The sequence below is a fragment of the Paenibacillus sp. FSL W8-0919 genome, assembly GCF_038003785.1.
GTDB lineage: Bacteria > Bacillota > Bacilli > Paenibacillales > Paenibacillaceae > Paenibacillus_AQ > Paenibacillus_AQ lactis.
Map to the genome: position 1 here is coordinate 2,595,810 of NZ_JBBOPV010000001.1, position 26,147 is coordinate 2,621,956.

At 53.9% G+C, this 26,147-nt stretch carries 23 protein-coding genes and 1 riboswitch; of the genes, 22 read left to right on the top strand and 1 reads right to left on the bottom strand.

What is annotated here, in order from left to right; translation table 11 throughout:
* Positions 1-2: 2 nt before the first annotated feature.
* From NST44_RS11585 to NST44_RS11615, 7 genes are all read left to right on the top strand, one after another.
* A complete protein-coding gene (locus NST44_RS11585) occupies positions 3-1,016 on the top strand; it encodes an RluA family pseudouridine synthase (protein WP_340901432.1) in 1,014 nt (337 codons plus the stop codon).
* A gap of 34 nt (positions 1,017-1,050) precedes the next feature.
* The gene (locus NST44_RS11590) at positions 1,051-1,413 is read left to right on the top strand and encodes an arsenate reductase family protein (protein WP_007127271.1); all 363 of its coding nucleotides are present in this window, start codon (positions 1,051-1,053) and stop codon (positions 1,411-1,413) included.
* Positions 1,414-1,834: 421 nt separating this feature from the next.
* Positions 1,835-2,698 (top strand): 5'-3' exonuclease, encoded by an 864-nt coding sequence (locus NST44_RS11595; RefSeq protein ID WP_186332859.1) that lies wholly within the window; start codon positions 1,835-1,837, stop codon positions 2,696-2,698.
* 1 nt (position 2,699) lies between these two features.
* Positions 2,700-3,539, top strand: a complete 840-nt coding sequence (gene modA / locus NST44_RS11600; RefSeq protein WP_213613711.1) for a molybdate ABC transporter substrate-binding protein — start codon at positions 2,700-2,702, stop codon at positions 3,537-3,539.
* The gene (gene modB, locus NST44_RS11605) at positions 3,536-4,213 is read left to right on the top strand and encodes a molybdate ABC transporter permease subunit (RefSeq protein ID WP_007127274.1); all 678 of its coding nucleotides are present in this window, start codon (positions 3,536-3,538) and stop codon (positions 4,211-4,213) included. The genes modA and modB overlap by 4 nt, the downstream gene beginning before the upstream one ends.
* A 93-nt stretch (positions 4,214-4,306) precedes the next feature.
* Positions 4,307-5,188, top strand: a complete 882-nt coding sequence (locus NST44_RS11610) for an ROK family protein (RefSeq protein ID WP_007127275.1) — start codon at positions 4,307-4,309, stop codon at positions 5,186-5,188.
* A 206-nt stretch (positions 5,189-5,394) separates the two neighbouring features.
* Positions 5,395-6,408 carry an HRDC domain-containing protein gene (locus tag NST44_RS11615; RefSeq protein ID WP_007127276.1) on the top strand — a complete coding sequence of 338 codons (1,014 nt, stop codon included), beginning with the start codon at positions 5,395-5,397 and terminating at the stop codon, positions 6,406-6,408.
* A gap of 187 nt (positions 6,409-6,595) precedes the next feature.
* On the opposite strand, the gene corA is transcribed toward NST44_RS11615, so the two are convergent.
* Positions 6,596-7,531 (bottom strand): magnesium/cobalt transporter CorA, encoded by a 936-nt coding sequence (gene corA, locus NST44_RS11620; protein WP_007127277.1) that lies wholly within the window; start codon positions 7,529-7,531, stop codon positions 6,596-6,598.
* Positions 7,532-7,953: 422 nt separating this feature from the next.
* A riboswitch (SAM riboswitch) is annotated at positions 7,954-8,078 on the top strand.
* A 132-nt stretch (positions 8,079-8,210) separates the two neighbouring features.
* On the opposite strand from corA, the gene metA reads away from it, so the two are divergent.
* The 15 genes from metA to NST44_RS11695 all read left to right on the top strand — a co-directional run bounded on the left by metA (position 8,211) and on the right by NST44_RS11695 (position 25,963).
* Positions 8,211-9,128, top strand: coding sequence for a homoserine O-acetyltransferase MetA (gene metA / locus NST44_RS11625; protein WP_210094419.1), 918 nt, complete (start codon positions 8,211-8,213; stop codon positions 9,126-9,128).
* A 23-nt stretch (positions 9,129-9,151) separates the two neighbouring features.
* The gene (locus NST44_RS11630; RefSeq protein ID WP_028403787.1) at positions 9,152-10,336 is read left to right on the top strand and encodes an aminotransferase class I/II-fold pyridoxal phosphate-dependent enzyme; all 1,185 of its coding nucleotides are present in this window, start codon (positions 9,152-9,154) and stop codon (positions 10,334-10,336) included.
* On the top strand, positions 10,333-11,556 hold the full coding sequence (locus tag NST44_RS11635; protein ID WP_210094417.1) for a trans-sulfuration enzyme family protein: 1,224 nt from the start codon (positions 10,333-10,335) through the stop codon (positions 11,554-11,556). The genes NST44_RS11630 and NST44_RS11635 overlap by 4 nt, the downstream gene beginning before the upstream one ends.
* Before the next feature lie 196 nt (positions 11,557-11,752).
* Positions 11,753-12,886 (top strand): cyclic dehypoxanthinyl futalosine synthase, encoded by a 1,134-nt coding sequence (mqnC, locus tag NST44_RS11640; protein ID WP_007127282.1) that lies wholly within the window; start codon positions 11,753-11,755, stop codon positions 12,884-12,886.
* A 203-nt stretch (positions 12,887-13,089) separates the two neighbouring features.
* Positions 13,090-13,995 carry a putative sporulation protein YtxC gene (locus NST44_RS11645; RefSeq protein WP_340899516.1) on the top strand — a complete coding sequence of 302 codons (906 nt, stop codon included), beginning with the start codon at positions 13,090-13,092 and terminating at the stop codon, positions 13,993-13,995.
* Between the two features lie 455 nt (positions 13,996-14,450).
* A complete protein-coding gene (gene thrS / locus NST44_RS11650) occupies positions 14,451-16,388 on the top strand; it encodes a threonine--tRNA ligase (RefSeq protein WP_007127284.1) in 1,938 nt (645 codons plus the stop codon).
* A 344-nt stretch (positions 16,389-16,732) separates the two neighbouring features.
* A complete protein-coding gene (locus NST44_RS11655; protein WP_340901434.1) occupies positions 16,733-17,281 on the top strand; it encodes a 3D domain-containing protein in 549 nt (182 codons plus the stop codon).
* Positions 17,282-17,428: 147 nt separating this feature from the next.
* Positions 17,429-17,632: a hypothetical protein gene (locus NST44_RS11660; protein WP_028403792.1), complete on the top strand. Its 204-nt coding sequence runs from the start codon at positions 17,429-17,431 to the stop codon at positions 17,630-17,632.
* Between the two features lie 316 nt (positions 17,633-17,948).
* Positions 17,949-19,127, top strand: coding sequence for a cell wall-active antibiotics response protein LiaF (gene liaF, locus NST44_RS11665; protein ID WP_340899518.1), 1,179 nt, complete (start codon positions 17,949-17,951; stop codon positions 19,125-19,127).
* A gap of 4 nt (positions 19,128-19,131) precedes the next feature.
* On the top strand, positions 19,132-20,232 hold the full coding sequence (locus NST44_RS11670; RefSeq protein WP_007127288.1) for a sensor histidine kinase: 1,101 nt from the start codon (positions 19,132-19,134) through the stop codon (positions 20,230-20,232).
* On the top strand, positions 20,232-20,891 hold the full coding sequence (locus NST44_RS11675) for a response regulator (protein WP_028403794.1): 660 nt from the start codon (positions 20,232-20,234) through the stop codon (positions 20,889-20,891). The genes NST44_RS11670 and NST44_RS11675 overlap by 1 nt, the downstream gene beginning before the upstream one ends.
* Before the next feature lie 147 nt (positions 20,892-21,038).
* Positions 21,039-22,688: a S1C family serine protease gene (locus NST44_RS11680; protein ID WP_028403795.1), complete on the top strand. Its 1,650-nt coding sequence runs from the start codon at positions 21,039-21,041 to the stop codon at positions 22,686-22,688.
* A gap of 131 nt (positions 22,689-22,819) precedes the next feature.
* Positions 22,820-23,506, top strand: a complete 687-nt coding sequence (locus NST44_RS11685; protein ID WP_007127291.1) for a response regulator transcription factor — start codon at positions 22,820-22,822, stop codon at positions 23,504-23,506.
* A gap of 2 nt (positions 23,507-23,508) precedes the next feature.
* Entirely contained in the window at positions 23,509-24,954 is a 1,446-nt protein-coding gene (locus NST44_RS11690; RefSeq protein WP_007127292.1) for a sensor histidine kinase, read from the top strand.
* A 52-nt stretch (positions 24,955-25,006) separates the two neighbouring features.
* A complete protein-coding gene (locus NST44_RS11695; RefSeq protein ID WP_028403797.1) occupies positions 25,007-25,963 on the top strand; it encodes a 4-hydroxy-3-methylbut-2-enyl diphosphate reductase in 957 nt (318 codons plus the stop codon).
* Positions 25,964-26,147: the final 184 nt, after the last annotated feature.

Genomic DNA, 26,147 nt, shown 5'->3' on the forward strand with positions numbered 1-26,147 from the left:
TGATGGACTCGTATTATCCGCCGATCAAGTATGTCATATCCGGGCATGAGGAGGGCATGCTGCTAAAGACGATCCTCCAACAGCGGATGGGGGTATCCCGGAAGCTGCTCTCCCGGCTTAAGCTCACCGAAAAGGGGATCATGCTCAACGGCGAGCGTGTGTACATCAGCGTCAAGGTTAAGACAGGAGATGTCGTTGAAATCCGCATGGAGCAGGAGCGCTCGGATGATATTTTGCCGCAGCCGATGGATCTGGACATTATGTACGAGGACGAATTCATCCTTGTACTGAACAAGCCGGCAGGGGTCATTGTACATCCGACGCACGGGCATTATACGGATACGCTGGCCAACGGCGTCGTTCATTACTGGCTGCAGAAGGGCTGGAACTACCGCTTCCGGGCCGTGCACCGTCTGGACCAGGAAACATCGGGGGTGCTCGTTATTGCCAAGAACCCTTATGTTCATCAGCATATTTCCGAGCAAATGATCGCCGGGACCGTGGATAAAAGATATGTCGCCTTCGTTCATGGACGACCTGAGCCCGCCGATGGCGATATTGACGGACCGATCGATCGGGACCCGCTCGAGCCTCACCGGCGGATCGTTACGCCGAGCGGCTACCCGTCATTGACCCGCTACAAGCAGGTTGCGGCATACCGCGACGCTTCCTTGGTTGAATTGAAGCTGGAGACCGGCAGAACGCATCAAATTCGGGTGCATATGCTAAGCATCGGTTGCCCGCTGATCGGCGATCCGATGTACCGGCATCCGGTCTACAGCCGGGTGTCGGGGGCGGAATGGGCATCCTCCGCAAATACGGACCCGCTACCGCCTGTGCTATATGAGAAGGTGGCGAGGCTGGACGAGAGAATCGGAAGACAGGCGCTTCATGCCTCGAGCCTTACGCTTGTGCATCCGATGGATGGACGGACGGTCCAGTTCCGCGCACCGCTGCCGGATGATATGAATCGGCTGAAAGCATGGCTTCAGGAGGCTGAAAGGGCAAGATCTTAGCAGTTTTTACGACATAAGAAGGAGCACATAACGTATGAGCAAATTGAAGGTATACCAATATCCGAAATGCGGCACATGCCGGAATGCCGTGAAATGGCTTCAGAATGAAGGCTATGAGCTTGAGCTCCAAAATATTTTTGAAGAGGCCCCAAGCAAGGAAGAAATGGCCGATCTGGTTGCCAAGAGCGGGCTGGAGCTGAAGAAGTTTTTTAATACGAGCGGCGAGGTTTACAAGGAAATGAACCTGAAGGATAAATTGCCGGGTCTTTCCGATGATGAGAAGATCGAGCTGTTGTCCGGCAACGGCCGGTTGATCAAGCGTCCGATCGTGACGGACGGCAAGCAGGTGACGGTTGGTTTTAAGGCCGAGCAATATCAGGAGGCTTGGGGCAAGTAGGATGGCAGCCCCACCGAGTCAGCGGCGGGTATAAGAACCCTCCGGTCAACCCGGACATCAATCGAAATCCGAAATCGTCTCAAAGCTGAACGCTGGTGCTGGGGTAGATGGAGCATCATGCCGCCAACGGAGTCACCCGGCCCCGGCAGCCTAGCCCTATCAGCGGGATACAACGAGGAAGCATCTTAAGGTCATGAGACCAAAGGATGCTTCTTTTTTGCGGATTTTTGAACCAGGCTGGTCTTCAGATGCCACCCGGATGAAAGGAATGGGCAGTAAATTCAAAGAAACGCCTTTAGACAAGCCCAAGATCCGAGGCTGATATGGTATAATGGCAAGGAATCATGATGGTAACCCATGCATAACAGAAGTATACAGTTAGGAGCGATATTACGTGATACCCCATCAACAACCATCCTTAATGCTCGTAGACGGGATGGCTTTATTATTTCGAGCTTATTATGCTACCGCATCCAGCGGATACATTCGCCGTACGAAATCCGGTCTGCCTACCAATGCGGTCTACGGATTCCTGCGTTATTTATGGGATGCAATCGATAAATTCAACCCGACCCATGTCGCCTGTTGCTGGGATATGGGATCGAAAACGTTCCGTTCGGAACAGTTTGCGATGTACAAGGGGAACCGTCCGGATGCGCCGGATGATTTGATCCCCCAGTTTTCCCTCGTACGAGAGGTGACCGAATGCCTCGGAATGCCGAATTTGGGGGTCGAGGGCTACGAAGCCGATGATTGCATCGGAACGTTGTCCAGACGGTTCGGCGGTGACATGAAGGTAATGATCTTGTCAGGGGACCATGATCTGCTGCAGCTTGTCAACGAATCCACCTCCGTCATTATTATGAAAAAAGGCCACGGCAATTATATGGTGTATACTCCGGAAACTTTGTATGCAGAGAAAGGCCTCCTGCCGAAGCAGGTCATTGATGTGAAGGGGCTTATGGGCGACACCAGCGACAACTACCCGGGCGTGCGCGGGATCGGAGAGAAGACGGCGGTCAAGCTGATTCAGGAATATGAATCGGTGGAAGGGATACTGGAAAATCTGGATGCCCTAACGAAGGGGGTTCGGAGCAAGATTGAAGCCGATCTGGATATGCTTCATCTGTCCCGTCAGCTTGCCGAGATCCACTGCGAGGTTCCGATGGAATGCGAGCTGGATCTATGCCGGTTGGCCGTGGATCCTGAACGTGCCCTGCAGAAGCTGGAAGAGCTTGAGATGAAGAGCCTTAGTCATCTGATCGGCGCTGCGGTGGTTTCCTGACATGGCCGGCCGCGGAACCTTCCCGAAACGGCCGATCATGATCACTGCGCTGTTAGCGGTGCTGCTCCTGCTATCGGCATGCGCTTCCGGTCGTTCTTCGGGAAATGATGCTCAAGATATGACGTCCGGCGGGGAAGAACCGGTGGAGCTCTTGGTATCCGCAGCCGCAAGTCTTAAGGACAGTATGGAGGAGGCAGGGCGGCTGTTCGAAGAGCAGCATTCCCATGTCCGGATCCGGTACAATTTCGGCGGCTCCGGCTCTCTGGGCCAGCAGCTGGAGCAAGGAGCCCCTGTCGATTTATTCGTATCCGCTGCAGTGGAGCCGATGGATCGTCTTGTCGATAAGGGGATTGTAAAGGCCGACTCGGTTCAGCTGATGTTCCGGAACAGCCTTGTGCTGATTGAGCCTGGGCCGAAGCCTTCCATCAAACAGCTGGACGAGCTGTTAAGACCGGATGTCCGGATTGTGGCGGTCGGTCAGCCCGATACCGTTCCGGCCGGCGAGTACGCTGCGGAAGCGCTGCAGCATGAAGGGCTATGGGACGAGGTGGAGTCCAAGGCCGTGTACGGCAAGGACGTGTCACAGGTGCTGGCTTACGTGGAGTCTGGCAATGCGGATGCGGGATTCGTCTACAAAACGGATTTGACCCATTCGTCGAAAGCCTTATTGTCCATGGAGATCAATCAGGGCCTGCATCAGCCGATCGAGTACCCCGCAGCCGTGCCGGTACAGGCCAAGCATCCGGAGGAGGCAAGCGAGCTGCTGACTTTTATGAAAACGCCGGAAGTGAAAGCGATATTTCAGAAGGCAGGCTTCGACGTGGTGGAGGAATCGCCGTGACGGAAGCCGAGATGTTCTGGATGCCGGTGTGGCTGTCGATAAAAACATCACTGCTCTCCAGCATCATTACGTTTATACTAGGTACTGCGGCAGCCCGGTGGATGTCGAGGCGCCGATTTGCCGGCAAGACGGCGGTCGAAACGCTGCTTATGCTTCCGCTCGTCCTGCCGCCGACGGTTGTCGGCTTTCTTCTGCTCGTTATACTGGGCAGAAATAGCTGGGTAGGGATGGCGGCGGAATGGCTGTTTGCAAGACCGGTCGTATTCAGCTGGGGGGCCGCCGTCATCGCGGCGATCGTGGTTTCGTTTCCCCTGGTTTATCAAAGCATGCGCGTCGGGTTCGAATCGGTGGATGCCGAGCTTGAGGATTCGGCCCGTTCGGCCGGAGCCGGCGAATGGCAGGTGTTCCGCTGGATTACGCTGCCGCTCGTGCGGCGTGCGGCGGTCTCGGCCTATATTCTGGCGTTTGCCAGAGGATTGGGCGAATTCGGTGCAACGTGGATGGTGGCCGGCAACATTCCCGGGGTGACACAGACGCTGCCAACAGCGATTTACGTTGCTGTAAGCAACGGTGACAGCCGGCTCGCCTGGGCCTGGACCGGCATGATCGTCCTCTTTTCCTGGCTGCTCCTGGCAGCTTCGGGAACGGGGCGAGGCCCGAGCAAGAGGGATTAGGCTTGACGGAAGAGGAATGTTTCCATATGCTGACGAATAGAGCTTGTTTAACAACCCAAGAGAAAGAGAGCACACGTGGAGAGGATGAGTAGCATGAGTTTACTTGGAGCTATTGAGGCAGGAGGAACGAAGTTCGTTTGCGGAGTTGGAACTGCGGACGGTACGGTCGTGGAACGGGTAAGCTTCCCGACAACAACCCCTGAGGAGACGATGGCGAACGTCTTCAGCTTTTTTGCGGATAAGGATATTGAAGCGATCGGCGTAGGTTCGTTCGGTCCGATCGATCCGGTGAAGGGCAGTCCTACATATGGCTGCATTACGACGACGCCTAAGCCGCATTGGAGCAACTATAACATCGTAAAAGCACTGGAGGAGCGGTTCGGGGTTCCGATCGGCTTTGACACGGACGTTAACGGGGCCGCGCTTGGTGAATATACTTGGGGAGCTGCTCAAGGCTTGGACAGCTGCCTGTACATTACGATCGGCACGGGTGTGGGAGCAGGCGCTGTTGTATCCGGCGAGCTGATCCACGGCTTGTCCCATCCGGAAATGGGTCACATCTATGTCCGCCGCCATCCGGAGGATCGTTATGAAGGCACATGCCCGTACCATGCAGACTGCCTGGAGGGACTTGCTGCAGGACCTTCGCTCGGCAAACGCTGGGGGGTTCCGGGGGCGGAACTGACACCGGACCATCCGGCTTGGGAGATGGAAGCGTACTATCTGGCTCAAGCACTGATGAATTATGTGCTGATTCTCTCTCCACAGCGGATCGTTATGGGCGGCGGCGTCATGAAGCAGGAGCATCTGTTTCCGATGATCCGTACCAAGCTTCAAGAGCTGCTGGCCGGCTACGTTCATCATCCTAGCCTGCGCGAGAACATCGATCAGTTTATCGTGCCGCCGCAGCTGGGCGATAATGCGGGGCTGTGCGGCGCCATCGCGCTTGCCAAGCTGGCTCTTGCCGAGAAGTAACAGAAAGCCCGAAGACTTCGTGACGGTAAACGGATAGATCTTTATAAAATCTGTTGGCTCCCGTTACAAATTATGGTACTATATAGCCAACAGTATAACATAGTGAAACGGGAAGCACCCTTAACGACGCTGCGGCGGAGTAGGGGTGCTTTTTTGCGTTGTCTTTGGTTGTACTGAAGAATGTGATAACGGGAGGTAGACAGGACATGCAAATTGTGTTCATGAATCAGATGAGCAGGACGGACGAGCAGGGGCATTCGAGTTTCGCCCAGGTGTGGATCGGAGAGGAGGAGGGCGTCTGGAGCCTTGGCTGGCGGGACATCGAGCCGGAGGGCGAGGCCGCAGATGACGATTGGTATGAAGGAGGCTCGTGGAATGAGCTGCTCTGCGTATACCGTCACCATTTGGCCAGAAAGCTGGCGGAGGGGTATCGTCCGATCATCGAAGGGATATTTAACGAGACCGGAGAGATCGGCGGCAGGAACCTCCATATGCAGAAGCTTCAATGCTACAGCGAGCTGTACGGCTCGGAGGAGCTGTATACCGAGCTGTGCGCCTGGAGGCGCCGGAAGGCGGCTTCCGGGCGGAAGGCTCCGTACTTTATCGCCAGCAACCGGGTGCTGCGGCTCATCAGCGCGTTCGTTCCCCAGAGCGAGGAGGAGCTGCTGCAGCTTCCAGGAATCGGGCCTGCCAAAGCTTCCGAGCATGGGGCGGAGTGGCTTGAGATCACGGCGAAGATCAAGCGCAAGACAACCTTTCCGCTAGACTGGGTTTATCACCAGCTCCCGGAGGATGTGTTCGTCTCCTGGTTGTATAAGCAGAAGGAGGAGAAGTACAAGCAGGAGCTGGAGCGGTACCGGATCCGACGCTCGATGCTGCTTGGCATTGCCGAGGGAGCGACGCTGGAGCAGCTGGAAGAGCGAACGTCGCTGTCCCGCCGCGATCTGATCGAGCAGCTGGAGGGGCTTGAGAAGGAAGGCTATGACACCGAACAGCTGGTGCAAGCCGAGCTGTGCACCGTGCCGGATGCTGAGCAAGCAGCGGTATGGAAGGCTTTTGAGGAGCTTGGCGATACGTTTCTTAAGCCGGTTCTTCAGCGGGTATACGGCCAAGAGAAGGGGGGAGAGGAGGTTGGCGGAACGGAGAAGCTGTATGAGCGGCTGCGCCTGATCCGGATCCGCTTCCGCAGAGAGGAATCCCGCCAAGCGAGTGCGGGGTGAAGCAAGAATAGACTGCAGGGTAGCGCTGTCCCATGAGTAGAACCTTCTACTTGTGGGACCGTTTTTTTAATGAACGATTGCTGCGAGGGAAGCAGCATTTCACATAGAAAAAGAGGAGCCCCGCAAGATCTAATGATCTCATGGGACGCCTCCTCTTTAACAACAAGCTGCTGTATATGCGGTGAAATTAAATCCAGTCCTTTTTTCGGAACAAATAAAACATCAGCAGGCCGGCGAATACCATGACCCCGATCACAACGTAATACGAATATTCCCAATGCAGTTCCGGCATATTGTCGAAGTTCATCCCATAGATGCCTGTAATCAGCGTAAGCGGGATGAAGATGGTCGTAATAGCGGTAAATACGCGCATGATTTCGTTAGCACGATTCGCAATACTCGACTGATACGCTTCCCGCAGGTTGCCCATCAAATCGCGGTAGGTTTCGAATGTTTCCGAAATTTTCACGGCATTCTCATAAATATCGCTGAAATATTTCTGCAGCTGATCGTCGATCAGCCGAAGATCCTTTTTGTTGAGCGTATTGATAACTTCCTTCTGCGGCCCCAGCACCTTCTTCAGCCATAGAATCTCGCTTCGCAGGCCGATAATTTCGCTGAGATGCGTCTTCTTGGTATGAATAAGAATGTCTTCCTCCAGCTTCTCGATCCGGGCTTCGATCCGGTCGCCGACCGAAAAGTAGTTGTCCGTGACCAAGTCGATCAGCAGGTAGAGGAAACGGTCAGGCGTGCTGACCTCGTCTTCCCATAGAAGGGGCTTGACGGTCCGCAGCTCGTGAATTTTCTGTTTCGTGACCGTGATGATGAAATGTCTGCCCAGGAAAATATTGAGGGCCCGGAGGAAAATCTCCTCGTCATCAAAACGGATGCTGTTTACAACGATAAAATAGTGGTTTTCATATATTTCGATCTTCGGACGCTGCTCCTCTTCGCTCAGGCAGTCCTCCACCGCAAGATCATGCAGGGAGAAAAGCGGCTGCAGCTCGGCTAAATCATCGACATCCGCATCTAGCCAGTAAAAGCCGCTGGCCGGTGCCGTCAGCGTCATCTGGATATCGTCAACAGGGGTAAATACACCCGCATCAACCAACCGGATTTTCATCTGATATCACTCCTTCTTCATTCGTACATTAAAGGCACAGGATATCAGCTTAGCCGGTGTACGGGCTTTGTTGATTTTCTCCTAAGAGAACTATGACAAAAGCGCATGAAAAATAACGCTGCCCTCTGCCGGTAAGCTGATCCTGGTCCTATGCGGTTGTGCATCCTTCGCTTCCACGTTCTGGCTCGGGTCACCGTCCATTTTCATGTTTCACCTCTTTCATCATGGGGCTAAATAGCACTTGTCTAGTATAACGCCGGGTTTGGGAGCTTTCAAGCTGTAATCGGGTCAAACAGAAGGCGTTAATACAGGGTATTGAGAAAGGGGTGTAATGTGACGGCTCGCTTGAAAAGATGCTTGACGAAAATATTCGGATGATATAAAGTAAGTATCAATATAACCATACAACTAAATACAGCGAAATCTTATCAAGAGCAGGTGGAGGGACTAGCCCTATGAAACCCGGCAACCGGCGGCAATATCGCACGGTGCTAATTCTTGCAGGATATACGATTCATGATTGACCGTATAGCCTGGCAGATGAGAGAGGAGCATTGTAGTAATGTATACGACGACCTTTCTCGACCGAGAAAGGTCTTCTTGCGTTTATACAGTCAAAGCGCTCTGACTCAAGCTGCAGCGGATGTACCACTACATATTTTGAAGGAGTGAGCTTAAGGTGCCAATTAAAATCCCTGATGCCCTGCCGGCCAAAGAAGTGCTGGCTGGAGAGAACATTTTTGTTATGGATGAGAGTCATGCCTTTCACCAGGATATCCGCCCGCTGCGGATTGCGATTCTGAACCTCATGCCGACGAAGGAAACGACGGAGACCCAGCTGCTGAGGCTGATCGGTAACTCGCCGCTTCAAGTCGATGTTGTATTGCTGCACCCAAGCTCCCATGTATCCAAGAACACATCGGCTGAGCATTTAAAGTCGTTCTACAAAACGTTCGAGCAAGTGAAGAATCGCCGGTTTGACGGCATGATTATCACCGGCGCTCCGGTGGAGCAGCTCGAATTCGAGGAGGTCAACTACTGGCAGGAGCTCACGGAAATTTTTGAGTGGAGCAAGACGCATGTGACCTCGACCATGCATATTTGCTGGGCATCCCAGGCCGGCTTGTACTACCATTACGGCGTGCCGAAATACAGCTTGGAAGAGAAGTGCTTCGGCGTGTTTTCCCATACGGTCAGCGAGCCCTGTACGAAGCTGCTCCGCGGCTTTGACGACATGTTCTTCGTTCCGCATTCCCGCCACACCGAGGTCCGGCGCGAAGACATTGCGGGCATCGATGACCTGGTCATTCTGTCGGAGTCCGAGGAGGCAGGCATCTACCTGGTAGCAAGCAGGGACGGCAAACAAATATTCGCCACCGGCCACTCGGAATATGATCCGGACTCCTTGAAATGGGAATATGACCGGGATGTTGCGAAGGGATTGGATATTGCGCTGCCGCGCAATTATTATCCGAATGACGATCCGACCAGCAACCCTCCTTCGATCTGGCGGGCCCATGCTAACTTATTGTTTACGAATTGGCTCAATTACTATGTATATCAAGAAACCCCATATGATATCGGTCCACAAATATAGAAGCCGCCAAGGAGGAAGTTGTAATGGAGAGAAAACCGCTGAATATCGAGAGCCGGCTGGCGCAGATCGGATCGGTGCATGAGCCGGTGACGGGAGCCGTCACGTTCCCGATCTATCAGGCGACCGCATACCGTCATCCGAAGCTTGGCCAAAGCACGGGCTTTGATTATATCCGCACGAAGAATCCAACCCGGCAAGTGCTGGAGGATTCGATTGCCGAATTGGAATCCGGCGATGCCGGCTTTGCCTGCAGCTCGGGCATGGCGGCCTTGCAGACGATATTTGCCATGTTCAGCCAAGGGGATCATCTGATCGTATCTCTGGATCTGTATGGCGGAACCTATCGGCTGCTGGACAGAATCATGTCCAAGTTCGGCGTGAGCGCATCGTATGTCGACACGAATGACCTGGACGCGCTGGAGCAGTCCCGAAAGCCGAATACAAAGGCGGTATTTATCGAGACCCCGACCAATCCGCTGATGATGATCACGGATATTGAAGCGGTCTGTACATGGGCCAGACATCATGGACTGATCACGATTGTAGACAACACGCTGCTGACACCGTATTTCCAGCGGCCGATAGAGCTTGGGGCGGACATCGTCATTCATAGCGCCACCAAGTATTTGGGCGGACATAACGATGTGCTCGCAGGGCTAATCGTAACGAAAGGCAAGGAACTGTCCGAAGAAATCGCCTTTTTGCACAATTCCATCGGAGCGGTGCTAAGCCCTTCCGATTCTTATCAGCTGATGCGGGGCATGAAGACGCTGGCGCTCCGCATGGACCGGCACGAAAGCAATGCGACTGCAGTCGCAAACTTTCTTACGACTCATCCGGCAATCGCAGAGGTGTTCTACCCTGCGCTGCCTGATCACCCGGGTTATGAGATTCAGCACCGGCAGTCCAGCGGAAATACAGGCATCTTCTCCTTTAAAGTGAAAGATGCCCGCTATGTAGAGCCTGTTTTGCGCCATATCAAGCTGATTGCCTTCGCGGAGAGCCTCGGGGGCGTTGAATCGCTCATGACTTATCCGGCGGTGCAGACGCACGCAGACATTCCGGTGGAGATCCGCGAGGCCGTCGGGGTGGATGAGAGACTGCTGCGTTTCTCGGTCGGCATCGAGCATGCGGACGATCTGATCGCGGATCTGGATGAGGCCTTGAACGCAGCTGTGGCCGAGGTGGAAGGAGGCGTTCTGGGATGAGCATCGATAAAGGCGTACGCATAGACGCGAAGGGTCGAAAGCATTCCGGCCCGAAAGGACGGGAAGCGGAATCGCTCCGCTTCGAGACGAAGCTGCTTCATTTCGGCGGGGAGATCGACCGGGCCACCGGAGCGTCAAGCGTGCCGATCTATCAGGCATCGACCTTTCACCACGAGGATATCTACCAGCCTCCGCTTCATGATTACAGCCGATCCGGCAATCCGACCCGCCAAGCGCTTGAGGATTATATCGCGCTGCTCGAAGGCGGTGTTCGCGGATTCGCTTACGCTTCCGGCATGGCAGCGATCTCCAGTTCATTCATGCTGCTCTCGGCAGGCGATCATATGATCGTCACGGAGGATGTGTATGGAGGAACCTACCGTCTATTAACCAGCATCCTGAACCGGATGGGCATTGAGAGCACCTTCGTGGACATGACCGATCTCGATCAGGTGAAGGCGGCGCTTAAGCCGAACACCAAGGCGGTCTATATGGAAACGCCGTCCAATCCGACGCTGAACATTACCGATATCGGCGCAGTGACCGATTGGGCGAAGGAGCATGATCTGCTTACGCTTCTGGATAACACCTTTATGACCCCGTACTATCAGCGGCCGATCGAATTCGGCGTTGATATCGTCATTCACAGCGCCACCAAATTTCTGGGGGGACACAGCGACGTTCTCGCAGGTCTGGCGGTTGCCAGAACGGAAGAGCTGGCTGGGCGGCTGAAGCAGCTGCAGAACGGGCTCGGCACGGTGCTTGGCGTTCAGGATTCGTGGCTGCTCATGCGGGGAATGAAGACGCTAGGCGCGCGGATGGCTCATTCCGAAGAGAGTGCCGCCAAGCTGGCGGCATGGCTGCAAGGAAGAAGCGATATCGAGCGCGTCTACTATCCGGGTCTCTTGAATCATCCGGGTCGGGAGATTCACGAGAAGCAATCGAGCGGCTATGGGGCCGTCATCTCGTTTGACGTCGGTTCCGGAGAGCGGGCCAAGCAGGTGCTGAACCAAGTGAAGCTGCCGCTGGTAGCGGTCAGCCTGGGAGCAGTGGAGAGCATTCTGTCCTATCCGGCCATGATGTCCCACGCGGCGATGGGGGAGCAGGTTCGTCATGAACGGGGGATTACGGATGGACTGCTGCGTTTCTCGGTCGGACTCGAGGATGTGGATGATTTGATTGCCGATCTGGATCAGGCACTTGCCGGCAGCCGCTACTGAGCGAGAAGAACGGCGATAAAATCCCATGGAACATGGCGCTCCGACTGGGTCGTTCACAATATTTCCATATTTTTATTCGGCATCCCGCCCGCAGCGGGATGTCGTTTTTGTTGCCGGATTGTGGTAGGATGAAAAGACGAAGTTTTTGAAATTTTTGTTGAGTTGTCATTTTCTCGGATAAGGGAGGCTGCAAGAAATGAGTGCGGTAAACCGTATTTTGGATAAAGCTTTACGCGGTGAAAGACTAAATCTTGAGGATACTGTAACGCTGTTTGAAAGCGATGAGGTGGAGAAAATAGGGCATGCGGCGAATGTGATGACCAAGCGTCTGCATCCAGACCCGATCACGACATTTGTCATCGGCCGAAATATCAACTATACGAACGTCTGCGACGTTTATTGCCGCTTCTGTGCTTTTTACCGGAGACCGGGCTCGTCGGAAGGATATGTACTGCCGGACGAGACGATCTTTCAGAAGATTCAGGAGACCGAGGACGTTAACGGAACCGAGATCCTGATGCAGGGGGGAACCAATCCGGATCTGCCGTTCAGCTATTACACGGATCTTCTGCGCAACATCAAGAAGCGGTTCCCGAATATTACGATGCACTCCTTCTCGCCTGCGGAGATCATGAAGATGGTCGAGGTGTCGGGCTTGTCGCTGGAGGAGGTCGTACGCGAGCTCCGCGATGCCGGACTGGATTCGCTTCCCGGCGGCGGCGCCGAGATTCTGGATGACCGGATCCGGAAGAAGGTCAGCCGCTTGAAGGGCTCCTGGCGCCAATGGATGGATGTCATGCAGACGGCTCACCGGCTCGGCATGAACACCACGGCCACGATGGTCATCGGTCTCGGCGAGACGATGGAGGAGCGGGCGCTGCATTTGCTGCGCGTGCGGGATGCGCAGGATGAGTGCATTCAGAACGGCTGGAATTCCAAGGGCTTCCTTGCTTTTATTCCATTTACCTTCCAGCCTGACAATACGAACCTGAAGCGCGAGCGAGAGACGCCCGAGGCTTACTTGAAGACCGTTGCGATCGGCCGCCTCGCCATCGATAATGTGCCGAACCTGCAATCCTCCTGGGTAACGATGGGACCGGAGATCGGCAAGCTGTCGCTTAGCTACGGTTGCAACGACTTTGGCAGCACGATGATGGAGGAGAATGTGGTTTCTTCTGCCGGTGCCGTATACAAGGTTAACATCGAGTCGATTCTGAAGCTGATCCGCGAGACCGGCAATATCCCGGCCCAGCGGAACACCCGCTATGAAATCCTCCGCGTGTTTGAGGACAACAGCAGCGTAGAGCGCGATTTTGTCATGCAGAACTAATTCCAAATACTTAGATGTCTTGCTTGAGAAGCGGATCGGGGAACAGCCCCGGTCCGCTTTTTTTGCATGCCGGTAAGCGCCCGGCCCTTATTCATTCCTGCGCTTAAATATTCCTTGGACTTGCTTGTTTTTCCAAGCAGGTGTTCCGTATATCCCCGAGCGGGTCCCCATATACTGAAAAGGGATTCGAAAGGAGTGATTCCATGGAACTGTTCAGCATTTCTGTCAGTGCACGGACCGAAGACGAGAAAAGAGCGTTTCACCGTATATTGTCAGACAAGCAGAAGGAGTTACATAAACAATGCAAGCAGCTGAAATTCACGTTCAGCGCTTCCGAGGACCGCGTCATTTGGACTTGCTCCGGCAAGCTCCCGCTGTCATCTTGGACAGTCTCTGCCGAAACCCTTCGGCGCCAAGTCTCCGAAGCCGTAACGGCTTATATTCTCGAGGAGAAGGAGCAGGAGATTGCTGCACGGTTAATGTTCTCGGAATTCGAGTTTGACGATGAGGAAGAGGCCGATCGGATTCTGCAATGGTTTCTTATGCTGTTGACCAAGGAAGAAGGTCCTTCGGGCGACTTCTGGCGGAGCCGCAGGCGTAAGTTGTCCGATGGCATTTATCAATGCCTGCTCGAGAGCCCGGAGCTGAATCTGGACGGGTTCATGACCTTCCGGCTTCAAGGATATGAAGAGGAGCTCCGCGAGATGGCAGAGTATGCCGTAGATGAATTTATGCTGGATCAGCAGTATGAGGAATTTGTGAGCCTGCTGAAATATTTCGTTTATTTTCAAGAGCCTAAAATGCCGCTGGTCCATGTTATTCATAAGGGAGACGAGGATTTCCTCCTGCTGGACGGCAATTTACGGCCGATTGAGCGCCCTCGGGAGGAGGGGCTTGTGATGGAGCGGCTGGATCAGGAGATGGAAATCGAGGACATGGTTGTCAGCACGCTGATTTCCGTATCCCCTGCCCGGATGATCATTCATACAAGGCAGCCGGAACTTCCGGTTATCGTGACCCTTGCCCATATCTTCGATAATCGCGCCGAGGTATGCTGCAGCTGTCCGGAATGCAGCGCGCTTCTCGGGAGCGGACGGATGATGACTTGACGTTTTGCGCGAGACAGGATTATAATTACTGATAAATTCACGTAAAAAGCTCTGACAAAGACATGAATCAATTCGGACCAGACCGCTTTCAGAGAGAGGAAACATCGGCTGAAATTTCCTCCGGAATGCCATTGATTTACCCCTTTGTAGCTGTGCTGTCGAACATCCTTCGGGCTTAGTAGGCATCACCGGGTCATGACCGTTACCTCATGCTGATGAAGGATCCTCCGAGTCTAATGTGTGCGCACGGCTGGAGCGATCGAATTAGGGTGGAACCACGGGTATAACACTCGTCCCTTTGCGGGACGGGTGTTTTTTGTTATTTATAGGCCCGCGAACAGCCTTCACCTAAGCCTAGCTATACGGGGATGAAAGCTGGCACGCACGGGATTGAGCCTGTCCTGCAGAATGTCAATGAACGTGAAAGAAACATCATTTTGGAGGAGGAATGCAAGGTGGCTATCAGTATCAAATTACCTGACGGCTCCGTCCGCGAGTACGAAGCGGGCAGCAGCATTGAGGATGTTGCCGCTTCGATCAGCAGCGGGCTGAAGAAAAATGCGGTTGCAGGCAAACAGAACGGGATTTTGGTGGATTTATCGACACCGCTTCAGGACGGGGCGTTGATTGAAATCGTAACCCAAGACTCCGCGGAAGGACTGGAGGTCATCCGCCACAGCACCGCCCACCTGCTGGCCCAGGCAACGAAGCGCCTGTTCGGCGCGAAGGAAGTAAAGCTTGGCGTGGGTCCTGTGATCGAGGACGGCTTCTACTATGATATGGATCTTGAGGAGCCGCTGAATCCGGAGGACCTGCAAAAGATTGAGAAGGAAATGGAGCGCATTACCCAGGAGAACCTTCCCATTGTTCGCAAGGAAGTCAGCCGTGCGGAAGCGCTGCGTATCTTCGGTGAGCTGGGCGACCCATACAAGCTCGAGCTGATCAATGCTCTGCCGGAGGACAGCGTGATCACGATCTACGAGCAGGGCGAGTTTTTCGATCTATGCCGCGGGCCGCACGTGCCATCTACTGGCAAGATCAAGGTGTTCAAGCTGATGAGCGTTGCGGGCGCTTACTGGCGCGGTGACAGCAAGAATAAAATGCTGCAGCGCGTATACGGAACGGCTTTCGTGAAGAAAGCGCAGCTTGATGAGCATCTGCATCTGCTGGAGGAAGCCAAGAAGCGGGATCATCGCAAGCTGGGTAAGGAGCTCGAGATGTTTACCTTCTCGCAGCTCGTCGGACAAGGACTGCCGATTTGGCTGCCGAACGGAGCCAAGCTTCGCCGGACGCTGGAGCGTTATATCGTCGATATGGAGGAGCGTCTCGGATATCAGCATGTGTACACGCCGGTACTCGGTAACGTAGAGCTGTACAAAACATCCGGACACTGGGACCACTATCAGGAGGATATGTTCCCGACGATGGCTATGGACAACGAGGAGCTTGTGCTTCGTCCGATGAACTGTCCGCACCATATGATGGTTTACAAGAGCGGGATGCACAGCTATCGGGATTTGCCGATTCGCGTAGCGGAGCTTGGGATGATGCACCGTTACGAAATGTCGGGAGCGCTGACCGGCCTTCATCGCGTGCGGGCCATGACGCTGAATGATTCCCACATCTTCTGCCGCCCGGACCAGATCAAGGACGAGTTCGCACGCGTCATTCAGCTGATCATGACGGTGTACAAGGACTTCGGCATTAGAGACTACCGCTTCCGCCTCTCCTACCGGGATCCGCAGGATACCGAAAAATATTATCAAGACGACGAAATGTGGGAAATGTCCCAGCGCATGCTGCGCGAGGTCGTGGAGGGCCTGGATATGCCGTTCTACGAGGCTGAAGGCGAAGCGGCCTTCTACGGTCCGAAGCTTGATGTGCAGATCAAGACGGCGCTCGGCAAGGAAGAGACGCTGTCGACCGTCCAGCTGGACTTCCTGCTTCCGGAACGCTTCGAGCTCGAATACGTAGGCGACGATGGCCAGAAGCATCGCCCTGTCGTTATCCATCGCGGTATTATCAGCACGATGGAGCGCTTTACCGCCTTCCTGCTGGAGAACTTTGCGGGTGCGCTGCCACTGTGGCTGTCCCCGGTTCAGGTGAAGGTCATTCCGGTTTCGGGCGCATTCGAGGACTATGCGAAGGAAGTGGCCGAGAAGCTGCAGCAGGCAGGCATTTCCGTCGAAGCGGACCTCCGCAACGAGAAGCTCGGCTACAAAATCCGGGAAGCACAGCTTGAGAAAATTCCTTACATGTTCATTGTAGGCGAGAATGAGAAAAATGCGGGTGCGGTTTCCGTCCGCAAACGGGGCGAGGGAGATATCGGCGCCCAGCCGCTCGGCGAAATCATCTCGAAGCTTCGGGAAGAGATCGACACGCGCCTTGTCTAATCGCTGATTGAATCGGCACTGCAGCTTGCACGACTGAAGCTCGCAATCCAATAAATCGTAAACTGCAGATCCCTCTGTTATGATGTATATTTCATTCGGGATGTGGGAACCCTCGCTATTAAGGGGGAGGTACTCACATGATCAAATGGAAAACATGGCAGAGGGTTCTTTGCGGTTCCGTTCTGTCAGCTATGATATTCAGCACATGGACATCTTCAGCGAAAGCCTACAATACCATTTTAAGCGAATCATACAGCAGGGTCGATAGCAGCCATATTATCGAAGATACAAGGGGAGGGGAAGTCGGGGGTTCCGAGTACGTCGATCTGTCGGTATTCTATGCCATGCGGGCCGCCGGTTTATCCGATCTGAGCCGGTATATTAATCTGCCCAAAGCGGCGCCGGAGAAAGCCGGGCCAGCCAAGAAGCGGGCATCCTCCATGCCGGTGCTTGCACCGCCGGAGGATCAGGTGCTTCATACGGTAAAAGTGACGGCAACAGGCTATACGGCAGGATATGAATCGACGGGCAAGAAACCGGGTCACCCTCAATACGGAATTACCTATTCCGGCGTTAAGGTCAAGCGCGATAAAAATACGCTGTCTACGATCGCGGCAGATCCGGATGTGTTTCCGCTCGGAAGCATCCTGTACATTCCGGGCTACGGCTATGGGATCGTCGCTGATATTGGATCGGCGATCAAAGGCCGGAAGATCGACCTGTATTTTGCTACGACCAAGCAGGTGTTCCAGGAGTGGGGAAAGAAGGATGTCGAGGTTCAGGTCATTAAGCAGGGCAGCGGCAAATGTACGGAGCAGATGCTGAGAACGTTTGGCAATGCGATCGAGACGTACCGGTTTCTGCCGTCCTCGGTGCTCGAGGAAGCGATCTAAAGAGCATTCCGAAACATCGATTTGAGCCGGGAGTTCACCTCGCGGAATTTCAGAATAAGGTCACCCTGTTCATCACATACTACATTTCGGGGGGCAAGAACCCCTGAAGAGGATGAAGGTATCGATAAGAACAGGGAGGTGAACATTGTGCCTAAAAAGAACAAAGTGCAAGAGAACTACCAAACTCCGAATGAAAAGTTCAACGCCGAGTTCGCTGAAGATACCAGCGGAATCAAGAGCAATCCTAAGGGGAACGCTAAAGTTCAGGAGAACTACAAAAAACCGAACGAGAAGTTTGACGCCGAGTTTGGTGAGCTGAACCAGCCAGGCGACCACCCGACGAACCGCTAACCATTCATTATTGATGGTAGATCGTTCGAGTTCAGATAAAAAGACCTTCGCCTAGGCGGAGGTCTTTTTTTGTAGATCCTAGATAGTATATAATCTTCGGAAGATGTGCTGCCCGGCACCGCAAGAAAAACTAACGCTAAACGGTCAGTCTTCTTTAAGAGTACGTCGATAGACGTTTTTCTTATGACAAGCCCAGAAATATCCAGCGCCTCGGTCTCGAGACCGAGAATAGTTTCATCCCGGCGCCGCTAACCGATTTCCCCCATCATGTAGTACACTGTAGGTAAGCTACAAATAGAACTACGAAAGCAAGGGGATGACCATGAGTAGAAAAGGGTGGAGCAAGCTCAGCAGCGGTTTGCTGCTCATCGGGATCGGTGTATTGTTTCTTCTCAATCAGATGAATATTGTAGATGTGGATCTCGGATATATTTTCTCAACCTTCTGGCCGGTGTTCATCATTTGGTTCGGACTGCAGAGCTTGATTTATGCACGCGGAGGAGGGCTGTGGGGGGCCGTCGTTCCGCTGATCATCGGCTTCTACTTCCTGGGCCGCAATTTGGGGGTTGTCGACTTTTCCTTCGGCGATCTGATTAAATACGCGATCCCGCTTATATTGATCGGATTCGGTCTGCAGGTGATTTTTAATCCGAAGCATCAAGCACCGCCGCCGTCCCCGCCCAAGCCTGACGATTTCACCTCCTCACGGGGAGAGAGCTATCATGATCTGCCAGAGCCGCCGGAGGCACAGCCGTTGGATTCTTCTTTGGATGAGGAATTCGAGCGCAGATTCGGAAAGCAGGACAGCATGGACAAGACCGACAAGGGCCGCATGAGCGGTATGGGCGGCGGAGCAGAACGGAAGACAAGGCACAACGAATCGGTTAAGGGATACCGCTGGCAGGGCAATCATCATGCGGATCAACGGAATGAAGAACACGGCGGTGAACGGGACGATCGCAGAAAATATCGGGATTATATCGGTATGGATGGCCGGGATTCACAATACGGGAGTGCTTACGGTCCAAACGAGCACGACCCTAATGATCATGGCCCATACGGCCGTTACGGCCATGACGGTCATTATGGACACCATCATGGACATTCCAATCATGATACGGTGAACAAGTCCTCTTTTATCGGGGATGTTCATATGGGCAAGGATTATTTTCAGCTCAAGCCGACGAATATTTCCCAGTTTATCGGCGACACGGTGCTTGATTTAACCAAAGCCCAGATCCCTTACGGGGAAACCAAAATCAATATCTCCGCATTCATCGGCGATGTCAAAGTGTTCGTTCCGAATGACTCGGATGTCGGGATCCATGTATCGACCAGCTCATTCATCGGCGATATGAAGGTGCTGGAGGAGAAGCGGAGCGGGTTTATGGGAAGCACCAGTCTGGAAAGCCCGTATTACAGGGAAGCGGGCAAGAAAATTCGAATCAATGTCAGCGTCTTTATCGGTGACGTTAAAGTGAACAAGGTAGGGTAACGCCATGGGATTTTTAAAGAACACAAAATGGATCATCATGGTCAATTTCCTTCTGATTGGAGCCGGAGTCGCTGTATTCCTGTATGCAGCGGACCGAACCGGTTCTATACATATAATAGATAACCGGCTGTGGTTCGTTTACGCGGCCGGTGTCATTCTGTTTTCGGGCATCGCCGGGTACATCGCAGGCCAGCGAATTCAGCGGCCGCTCGATCTTCTTCATCTAAATATGCTTCAGGCAGCGAAGGGCAATTTGACGGTTCGGCTGCCTGTCATTGAGGATGGTTCGTTTTCCAGAGTATATGATGAATTTAACGGCATGATCGAGGCGTTGGAGAAGAAGGTAAAGATACTGCAGCGGCTGGGCGAACAGGAAGTGATGGAGAAGGAAATCGCGGCTGAAGCCGCCGTCCTGGAGGAGCGGCGCCGAATGGCGCGCGATCTGCATGATACGGTTAGCCAGCAGCTCTTCGCCATCCACATGTCGGCCTCCTCGCTGCCGGCCGTACTGAAGCGGAACCCGGAGCATGGGGATCAGGTGCTTGGACAGCTTATCGAGATGTCGCACATCGCACAGAAGCAAATGCGGGCATTGATTGCACAGCTGCGCCCGGTTGAGCTGGAGGGTCGAACGCTTGAGGAAGCGCTTGAGAAATGGTTCCCCGACTACTGTCGTCAAAATGGTCTAAAAGGCATGAAGGACGTGGAGCTGTACGGCGGCGTGTCGGAGGCGATCGAGCACCAGCTGTTCTTGATCATACAGGAGGCGGTTGCCAACATTGTCAAGCACGCGGGTGCGGGGCTTGTCAGCATGTCGCTGCGGGAAGATCAGAAACGGGTCGTGCTCAGCATCAGCGATGATGGCGTCGGATTCGACGAGATTGCCGGAAGACAGGGCTCTTATGGACTTTCAACCATGCGCGAGCGGGCGGAGAAGCTTGGCGGGCAGGTCGAGATTATCAGCAAAAAGGGAGCAGGTACGACTGTTAGAGTCAATATCCCTCTGTTTGAAGACGAGAACGGACATGAAGATAGCGGCAAGGATCAGACGGAACGGGAAGTACCGGCAGGCGCCGGCGCATTGGAAAGGGGAGCGGAAGAATAATGAGTGGTGTAATTCGAGTACTGCTGGCTGATGATCATGATATGGTGCGGATGGGGCTAAAAACATACTTGTCGCTTGATCCCGGCTTTGAGGTGATCGGCGAGGCGGCGAACGGGCAAGAGGTTATTGACATGCTGCGCAGCGCGGATGACAGCTCCAGACCGGATCTGATTTTGATGGATTTAATGATGCCGGTTATGAACGGAGCGGAGACGACGCGGGCGGTGATGTCGGAGTTTCCCGAGCAGAAGATCGTCATTCTAACCAGCTTTCTCGAAGATGATCTGGTCGTGGAGTGTATTGAGGCGGGCGCGGTCAGCTATGTGCTGAAGACGGTATCCGCCGATGAGCTGATCTATGCCCTTCAGGGGGCGTTCAGGGGCATGCCGGTCATGACGAAGGACGTTTCGGAAGCGTTGACCCGGGGAATCCGGCGGCATATGGTGAATGAAGACGAGTCCGGATTGACCGAGAGAGAGCGGGAAGTTCTGCTGCTCATCGCCGAAGGAAAGAGCAACAAGGAGATCGGGGAGGAGCTGCATATCAGCATTAAAACCGTCAAAACCCATGTCAGCAACCTGCTGATGAAGTGTGAGCTGGAGGACCGGACCCAGCTTGCGATTTATGCCCACCGGAAGGGCTGGGTCAAATCGTCGTAAGCGAGGGAAGCTAAATCCCGTCTGATAAGGTTTTTATCTGCCTTTTAATTGTTTTTAAGGTACTATTAAGGTTTATAGTACACAATAAAGACAGTTAATCAATGAAACCGCTTGGAAGCAGGCGATTCAAATAGGAGGTAAACACCCATGGACGATCCAAGAAAGCGATATGGCTATCCAGATGATGAGCGAGCGAACAACGAACCCGGCAATGAGCCGAACAGACAAGAGGAGCCATCCTCGGGCAGCTCTTCATACTACTATTCGTACGGACCCTTTCAGTCCCTATCCAATGAGGGAGGCAACGAGCCAACCGAGGAAAGCCCGTATCGGAGACGGGAATCCCAAGAGGTTGAGGTTACGGCACCGCAGCCCGTAAAGCCGATTCCGTCTTCCGGCTATGCCCAATCGCAATCGGCCGGACAACAGGGCGGCAGCGGGGGACCGTCGGACGCCGTGACAAGGAATACGCAATGGAACTACAGCTCCAAGCCGAAAACGTCGGTCAAAACGGTGCTGCTGTCCTTTCTCGCAGGCGTCATCGTCATCTCGAGCCTGATGTTTGCGGCAGACCGGACGAATCTGTTCACGCCGGACGCGGCCTTCTCATCCGAACAGCCGTCTCAGGAAACGGCGGCGCCTGTCGATAGCAACGGTAACGGCAACGACAGCGCGACAACGGCATCCGCGATGATTCCAACCAACCAAGGGGACGTTTCGGCTGTCGTGGATGAAGCCGGCCCTGCCGTTGTCTTGATCGAAACGCTGGTCAACAGCCGCAGCGGGCAAAGCTCCAATCCGAGTCTGAATGATCCATTCTGGTATTTCTTCGGCGGGGGCCCGTCCAGTCAGCAGGAAGACAGCGGCAATAGCGGAAACAGCGGTAATGGCGGCAATCAGCAGCTCGTGCCTTCGGGTCTCGGCTCCGGCTTCATATTCGATAAGTCCGGTTACATCCTGACGAACGAGCACGTTATTCATGGCGCCGACGTCATTCAAGTTACGGTTCAAGGCACCAAGAAGCCGTATGAAGCCAAGCTGCTCGGCTCCAGCTACGAGCTCGACCTGGCCGTGCTGAAGATTGAAGGGGATAACTTCCCGGCGGTTAAGCTGGGCGACTCCGATTCCCTGAAAGTCGGCGAATGGCTGGTGGCGATCGGCAACCCGAAAGGGTTCGATCATACCGTAACCGCCGGCGTGTTAAGCTCCAAAGAGCGCGAAATCGATATTCCAGGAACGAATGGGGAAGAGGACCGCAACTATCAGCACCTGCTGCAGACGGACGCCTCGATCAACCCGGGAAACTCCGGCGGGCCGCTCTTGAACCTGAAGGGTGAAGTGATCGGGATGAACGTGGCCGTCAGCGCGGAAGCGCAGGGCATCGGCTTTGCGATTCCGTCCAGCACGATCAAGGAAGTGCTGGAATACCTGAAGAACAACCAGGAAGTTCCGAAAGAGCCGGAACCGTTTATCGGAGCGGAGCTGGCAACCGTCACGCCGCAAATTGCACAGCAGCTTGGCTCGAAGGTAACCGAAGGCTCTTACGTCAATCGCGTCGTATTCCGCTCGCCGGCGTATGAAGCCGACCTTCGCCAATATGACATCATCATTGGCGTGGATGGTGAGAAATACCCGACGCATACCGATCTGGTCGAATTCATTCAATCGAAGAAGGTCGGCGATAAAATTACGCTTAACGTCGACCGCAACGGCAAGAAAATCGACCTGCCGCTGACGATTGGGGACAGAAACGAGTTTGAGGCTTCCCTTCAACAGCAGCAGCAACAGCAGCCGTAAGCACTGACATAGAAGCGATACAAGCGGAAGGGTGGATTCCCTTCCGCTTGTCTTGTGCTTGGACCGGCCGATATAATGGATTGTAAATGACGTAACAATTGAGATGCTAGCAGATAGAGGAGATGTCGCCGATGCGGTCCCGAATTTTAATCGTGGATGATGATGAGAAAATTATTTCGATGCTTCGAAGAGGGTTGGCCTTCGAAGGTTATGATGTGTTGACGGCCTCGAACGGGGCCGAAGGCTTGAAGCTGATTTTGAGCGAAGATCCGGATGTGGTCGTGCTGGATGTCATGATGCCCCAAGTCGATGGATTTGAAGCGCTGAGAAGGCTTCGTGAAGGGGGCAGCACGGTGCCGGTGCTGATGCTGACCGCGAAAGACGAAGTCGAGAACCGCGTGAAGGGGCTCGATACCGGCGCGGATGATTATTTGGTCAAGCCGTTTGCGCTGGAGGAGCTGCTCGCTCGCGTGCGCGCGCTCTTGCGGCGTAAAACAGGGGAGGACTCAGCCTCTCAGCGGCTGACCTTCGAGGACCTTGTTATGGACACCGATGCCAGGGAGGTCATCCGGGCGGGACAGCGGCTGGAATTGACCGCGAAGGAGTTCGAGCTGCTCCATCTGTTTATGCAGAACCCGAAGCGGGTGCTATCCCGCGATTTGATCATGGATAAAATATGGGGCTACGATTACAGCGGGGAATCCAATGTGCTGGAGGTCTACATCGCCATGCTCCGGCAGAAGACTGAGGAACATGGAGGGAAGCGGCTGATCCAGACGATCCGCGGTGCTGGCTACATTCTAAGAGGTGACAATTAAATATGTCCATTCGTTTAAGGCTGACCGCTTGGTATACCGGAATTCTGTTTGTGACGCTGCTGATATTCAGCTCAGCGGTGTACGGCTTTGTGCATTTGTACACGTATGAGGAACTGAAACAGAGGATTGTCAAACAATCAGGCGAGATGGAGCTTGGAACCGACGGCTATGAAGTGTTTCCTAGTCGTGATACAGCCGACCGGCTCGAAGCAGCTGATTTATTTATGCAGACATCGACTACGGAAAGACCGACATGGCGCTCTGATAATATGATCTTTAGCGAGGTTCAGTTTGATATTCCTCCTGCCGACAATATAAAAAAATACGACAATAAGTTTACACGCATGAATATCAACGGAAACTCTTTTCTTGTATATCAAAAAGCATTATTTAAAAACCCTAATCAAACCATCTTGTGGCTTCAGATTGGTGCCAATACTAGGCTAATCGACCAAACGCTGGACCGGCTCCAGTCGATTCTGATCATGGGTTCGGCCGCAACGCTGGTGATTGCTTCCACCTTCGGTCTGTTCTTGGCGCGTAAATCGATGAATCCGATCGGCAAAGTGACCGAGGCCGCAGAACATATCCAGAAGGGAACGGACCTTAGCGTCCGGATTGAGTACGACGGTCCGCAGGACGAAATCGGACAGTTGATCGGCACCTTTAACGCGATGCTCGAGCGAACCGAAGGCTTCTATAAGGAGCTGGAGGACGCCTATGCCGCCCAGCGGCGTTTCGTCTCCGACGCTTCCCATGAGCTCCGCACCCCGCTGACCACGATCCGCGGCAACGTCGACCTGCTGCAGAAGATGTGGACGGCGGAGCAAGGCGAACGAATGGATATGGACGATGAAATGATCAAGCAAATTTCGATCGAAGCGGTTGGAGACATCTCAGATGAGGCCAAACGGATGAGCCGGCTCGTGAACGATATGCTGTCTCTTGCCCGCGCGGATACCGGTCAGACCTTCGAGCTGTCGCCGATTCCTTTGCAGCCGCTCGTTGAGGAGGTTGCGCGGCGGGCACAGTTTCTGGAAAAGACCGCAGAGTGGCACGTCGGCCGGCTGTCGGTTCTTAACGGGGTGTATGTCGAGGGGAACAAAGATTATTTGCAGCAGATGCTGTTCATATTTATCGAAAATGCATTCAAGTATACGCCGGAAGGTGAGGTCAGTCTGGACGCCGTTCTGTACAAGGGACAGGTCGGTCTGAGGATTTCGGATACCGGAATCGGGATGGACAAGGACGAGGTGCCGTTCATCTTCGAACGATTCTACCGCGCGGACCAGTCTAGAGGCGTTACCGCCGGAACGGGCCTTGGGCTCTCGATTGCCAAGTGGATCATCGATGAACACAAGGGCTCGGTCGAGGTCGTTACCCGCAGAGGGGAAGGCAGCACGTTCATTGTATGGCTGCCGGTCGTCTTTGCTCCTCCCCTGGAATAGGGTATAATGGTCTATGAACCTAAGGAATACAACGCGAAAGCAGGTGAGGATCATCGAAGTCATCAAAATATCGCCGAGAGGTTACTGCTACGGCGTCGTGGATGCCATGGTGCTGGCACGTCAGGCCGCCCAGAACCTGGATCTTCCCCGGCCTATTTATATACTGGGCATGATTGTGCACAACAGTCATGTCACGCAATCTTTTGAGGATGAGGGCATCATTACGCTGGACGGTCCGAACCGGATGGAAATATTGAAGCAGGTGGACAGCGGGACGGTTATCTTTACCGCACACGGCGTTTCGCCGGAGGTTCGCAAGCTTGCCCGGGATAAAGGGCTGACCACGCTGGATGCGACGTGCCCGGACGTGACGAAGACCCATGATTTGATTCGGGATAAGGTTGCGGACGGATACGAAATTATTTATATCGGCAAGAAAGGCCACCCCGAGCCCGAAGGGGCGATCGGTATCGCGCCTGAGCACGTCCATCTGATCGAGAAGGAAGAGGAGATTGATCAGCTTGAGGTGGACGCATCCCGGATCATCATCACGAACCAGACCACGATGAGCCAATGGGATATCAAGCATATTATGAAGCGCCTGCTGGAGAAATTCCCGGGTGCCGAAATCCATAACGAGATTTGCCTGGCGACGCAGGTGCGGCAGGAGGCCGTAGCGGAGCAGGCAGGGCAGGCGGACCTCGTAATCGTGGTGGGCGATCCTCGAAGCAACAACTCGAACCGGCTTGCTCAAGTCTCCGAGGAAATTGCCGGCGTTCCCGCGCACCGGATCGGCGATGTGACCGAGCTGAAGCGCGAGTGGCTTGAAGGCATAAGCAAGGTGGCGGTCACCTCGGGCGCCTCGACGCCGACGCCGATCACCAAAGAAGTCATCGCATACCTTGAGCAGTATGAGCATGACAAACCGGAAACTTGGGAAATCAAGCGTACGGTGAACATGAGCAAGCTGCTGCCTCCGGTACGTGCGAAAAGCAAGACGCAAGCTTAAGTACCATAGATATTTATGAAGAAGCCATTGCGGTAATTTCGCAATGGCTTTTTTTTGTGTCAAACCGTTGTTTATGCCACCCGGATGCTGCTAGCTCGTTGAATAATATCAATTTTCTTTAAACCGGGGGTAGTAAGAAGTAATTTACCGATGAAGGGGCCGCGACATGCTGCCCTCCTAAGAG

What these genes read in the sequence shown, in the direction of transcription:
- NST44_RS11585 (WP_340901432.1), top strand. Translation starts at nt 3, where the DNA reads ATGGACTCGTATTATCCGCCGATCAAGTATGTCATATCCGGGCATGAG.
- NST44_RS11590 (WP_007127271.1), top strand. Translation starts at nt 1,051, where the DNA reads ATGAGCAAATTGAAGGTATACCAATATCCGAAATGCGGCACATGCCGG.
- NST44_RS11595 (WP_186332859.1), top strand. Translation starts at nt 1,835, where the DNA reads ATGCTCGTAGACGGGATGGCTTTATTATTTCGAGCTTATTATGCTACC.
- modA (WP_213613711.1), top strand. Translation starts at nt 2,700, where the DNA reads ATGGCCGGCCGCGGAACCTTCCCGAAACGGCCGATCATGATCACTGCG.
- NST44_RS11610 (WP_007127275.1), top strand. Translation starts at nt 4,307, where the DNA reads ATGAGTTTACTTGGAGCTATTGAGGCAGGAGGAACGAAGTTCGTTTGC.
- NST44_RS11615 (WP_007127276.1), top strand. Translation starts at nt 5,395, where the DNA reads ATGCAAATTGTGTTCATGAATCAGATGAGCAGGACGGACGAGCAGGGG.
- corA (WP_007127277.1), bottom strand. Translation starts at nt 7,531, where the DNA reads ATGAAAATCCGGTTGGTTGATGCGGGTGTATTTACCCCTGTTGACGAT.
- NST44_RS11630 (WP_028403787.1), top strand. Translation starts at nt 9,152, where the DNA reads ATGGAGAGAAAACCGCTGAATATCGAGAGCCGGCTGGCGCAGATCGGA.
- NST44_RS11635 (WP_210094417.1), top strand. Translation starts at nt 10,333, where the DNA reads ATGAGCATCGATAAAGGCGTACGCATAGACGCGAAGGGTCGAAAGCAT.
- mqnC (WP_007127282.1), top strand. Translation starts at nt 11,753, where the DNA reads ATGAGTGCGGTAAACCGTATTTTGGATAAAGCTTTACGCGGTGAAAGA.
- NST44_RS11645 (WP_340899516.1), top strand. Translation starts at nt 13,090, where the DNA reads ATGGAACTGTTCAGCATTTCTGTCAGTGCACGGACCGAAGACGAGAAA.
- NST44_RS11655 (WP_340901434.1), top strand. Translation starts at nt 16,733, where the DNA reads ATGCGGGCCGCCGGTTTATCCGATCTGAGCCGGTATATTAATCTGCCC.
- liaF (WP_340899518.1), top strand. Translation starts at nt 17,949, where the DNA reads ATGACCATGAGTAGAAAAGGGTGGAGCAAGCTCAGCAGCGGTTTGCTG.
- NST44_RS11670 (WP_007127288.1), top strand. Translation starts at nt 19,132, where the DNA reads ATGGGATTTTTAAAGAACACAAAATGGATCATCATGGTCAATTTCCTT.
- NST44_RS11675 (WP_028403794.1), top strand. Translation starts at nt 20,232, where the DNA reads ATGAGTGGTGTAATTCGAGTACTGCTGGCTGATGATCATGATATGGTG.
- NST44_RS11680 (WP_028403795.1), top strand. Translation starts at nt 21,039, where the DNA reads ATGGACGATCCAAGAAAGCGATATGGCTATCCAGATGATGAGCGAGCG.
- NST44_RS11685 (WP_007127291.1), top strand. Translation starts at nt 22,820, where the DNA reads ATGCGGTCCCGAATTTTAATCGTGGATGATGATGAGAAAATTATTTCG.
- NST44_RS11690 (WP_007127292.1), top strand. Translation starts at nt 23,509, where the DNA reads ATGTCCATTCGTTTAAGGCTGACCGCTTGGTATACCGGAATTCTGTTT.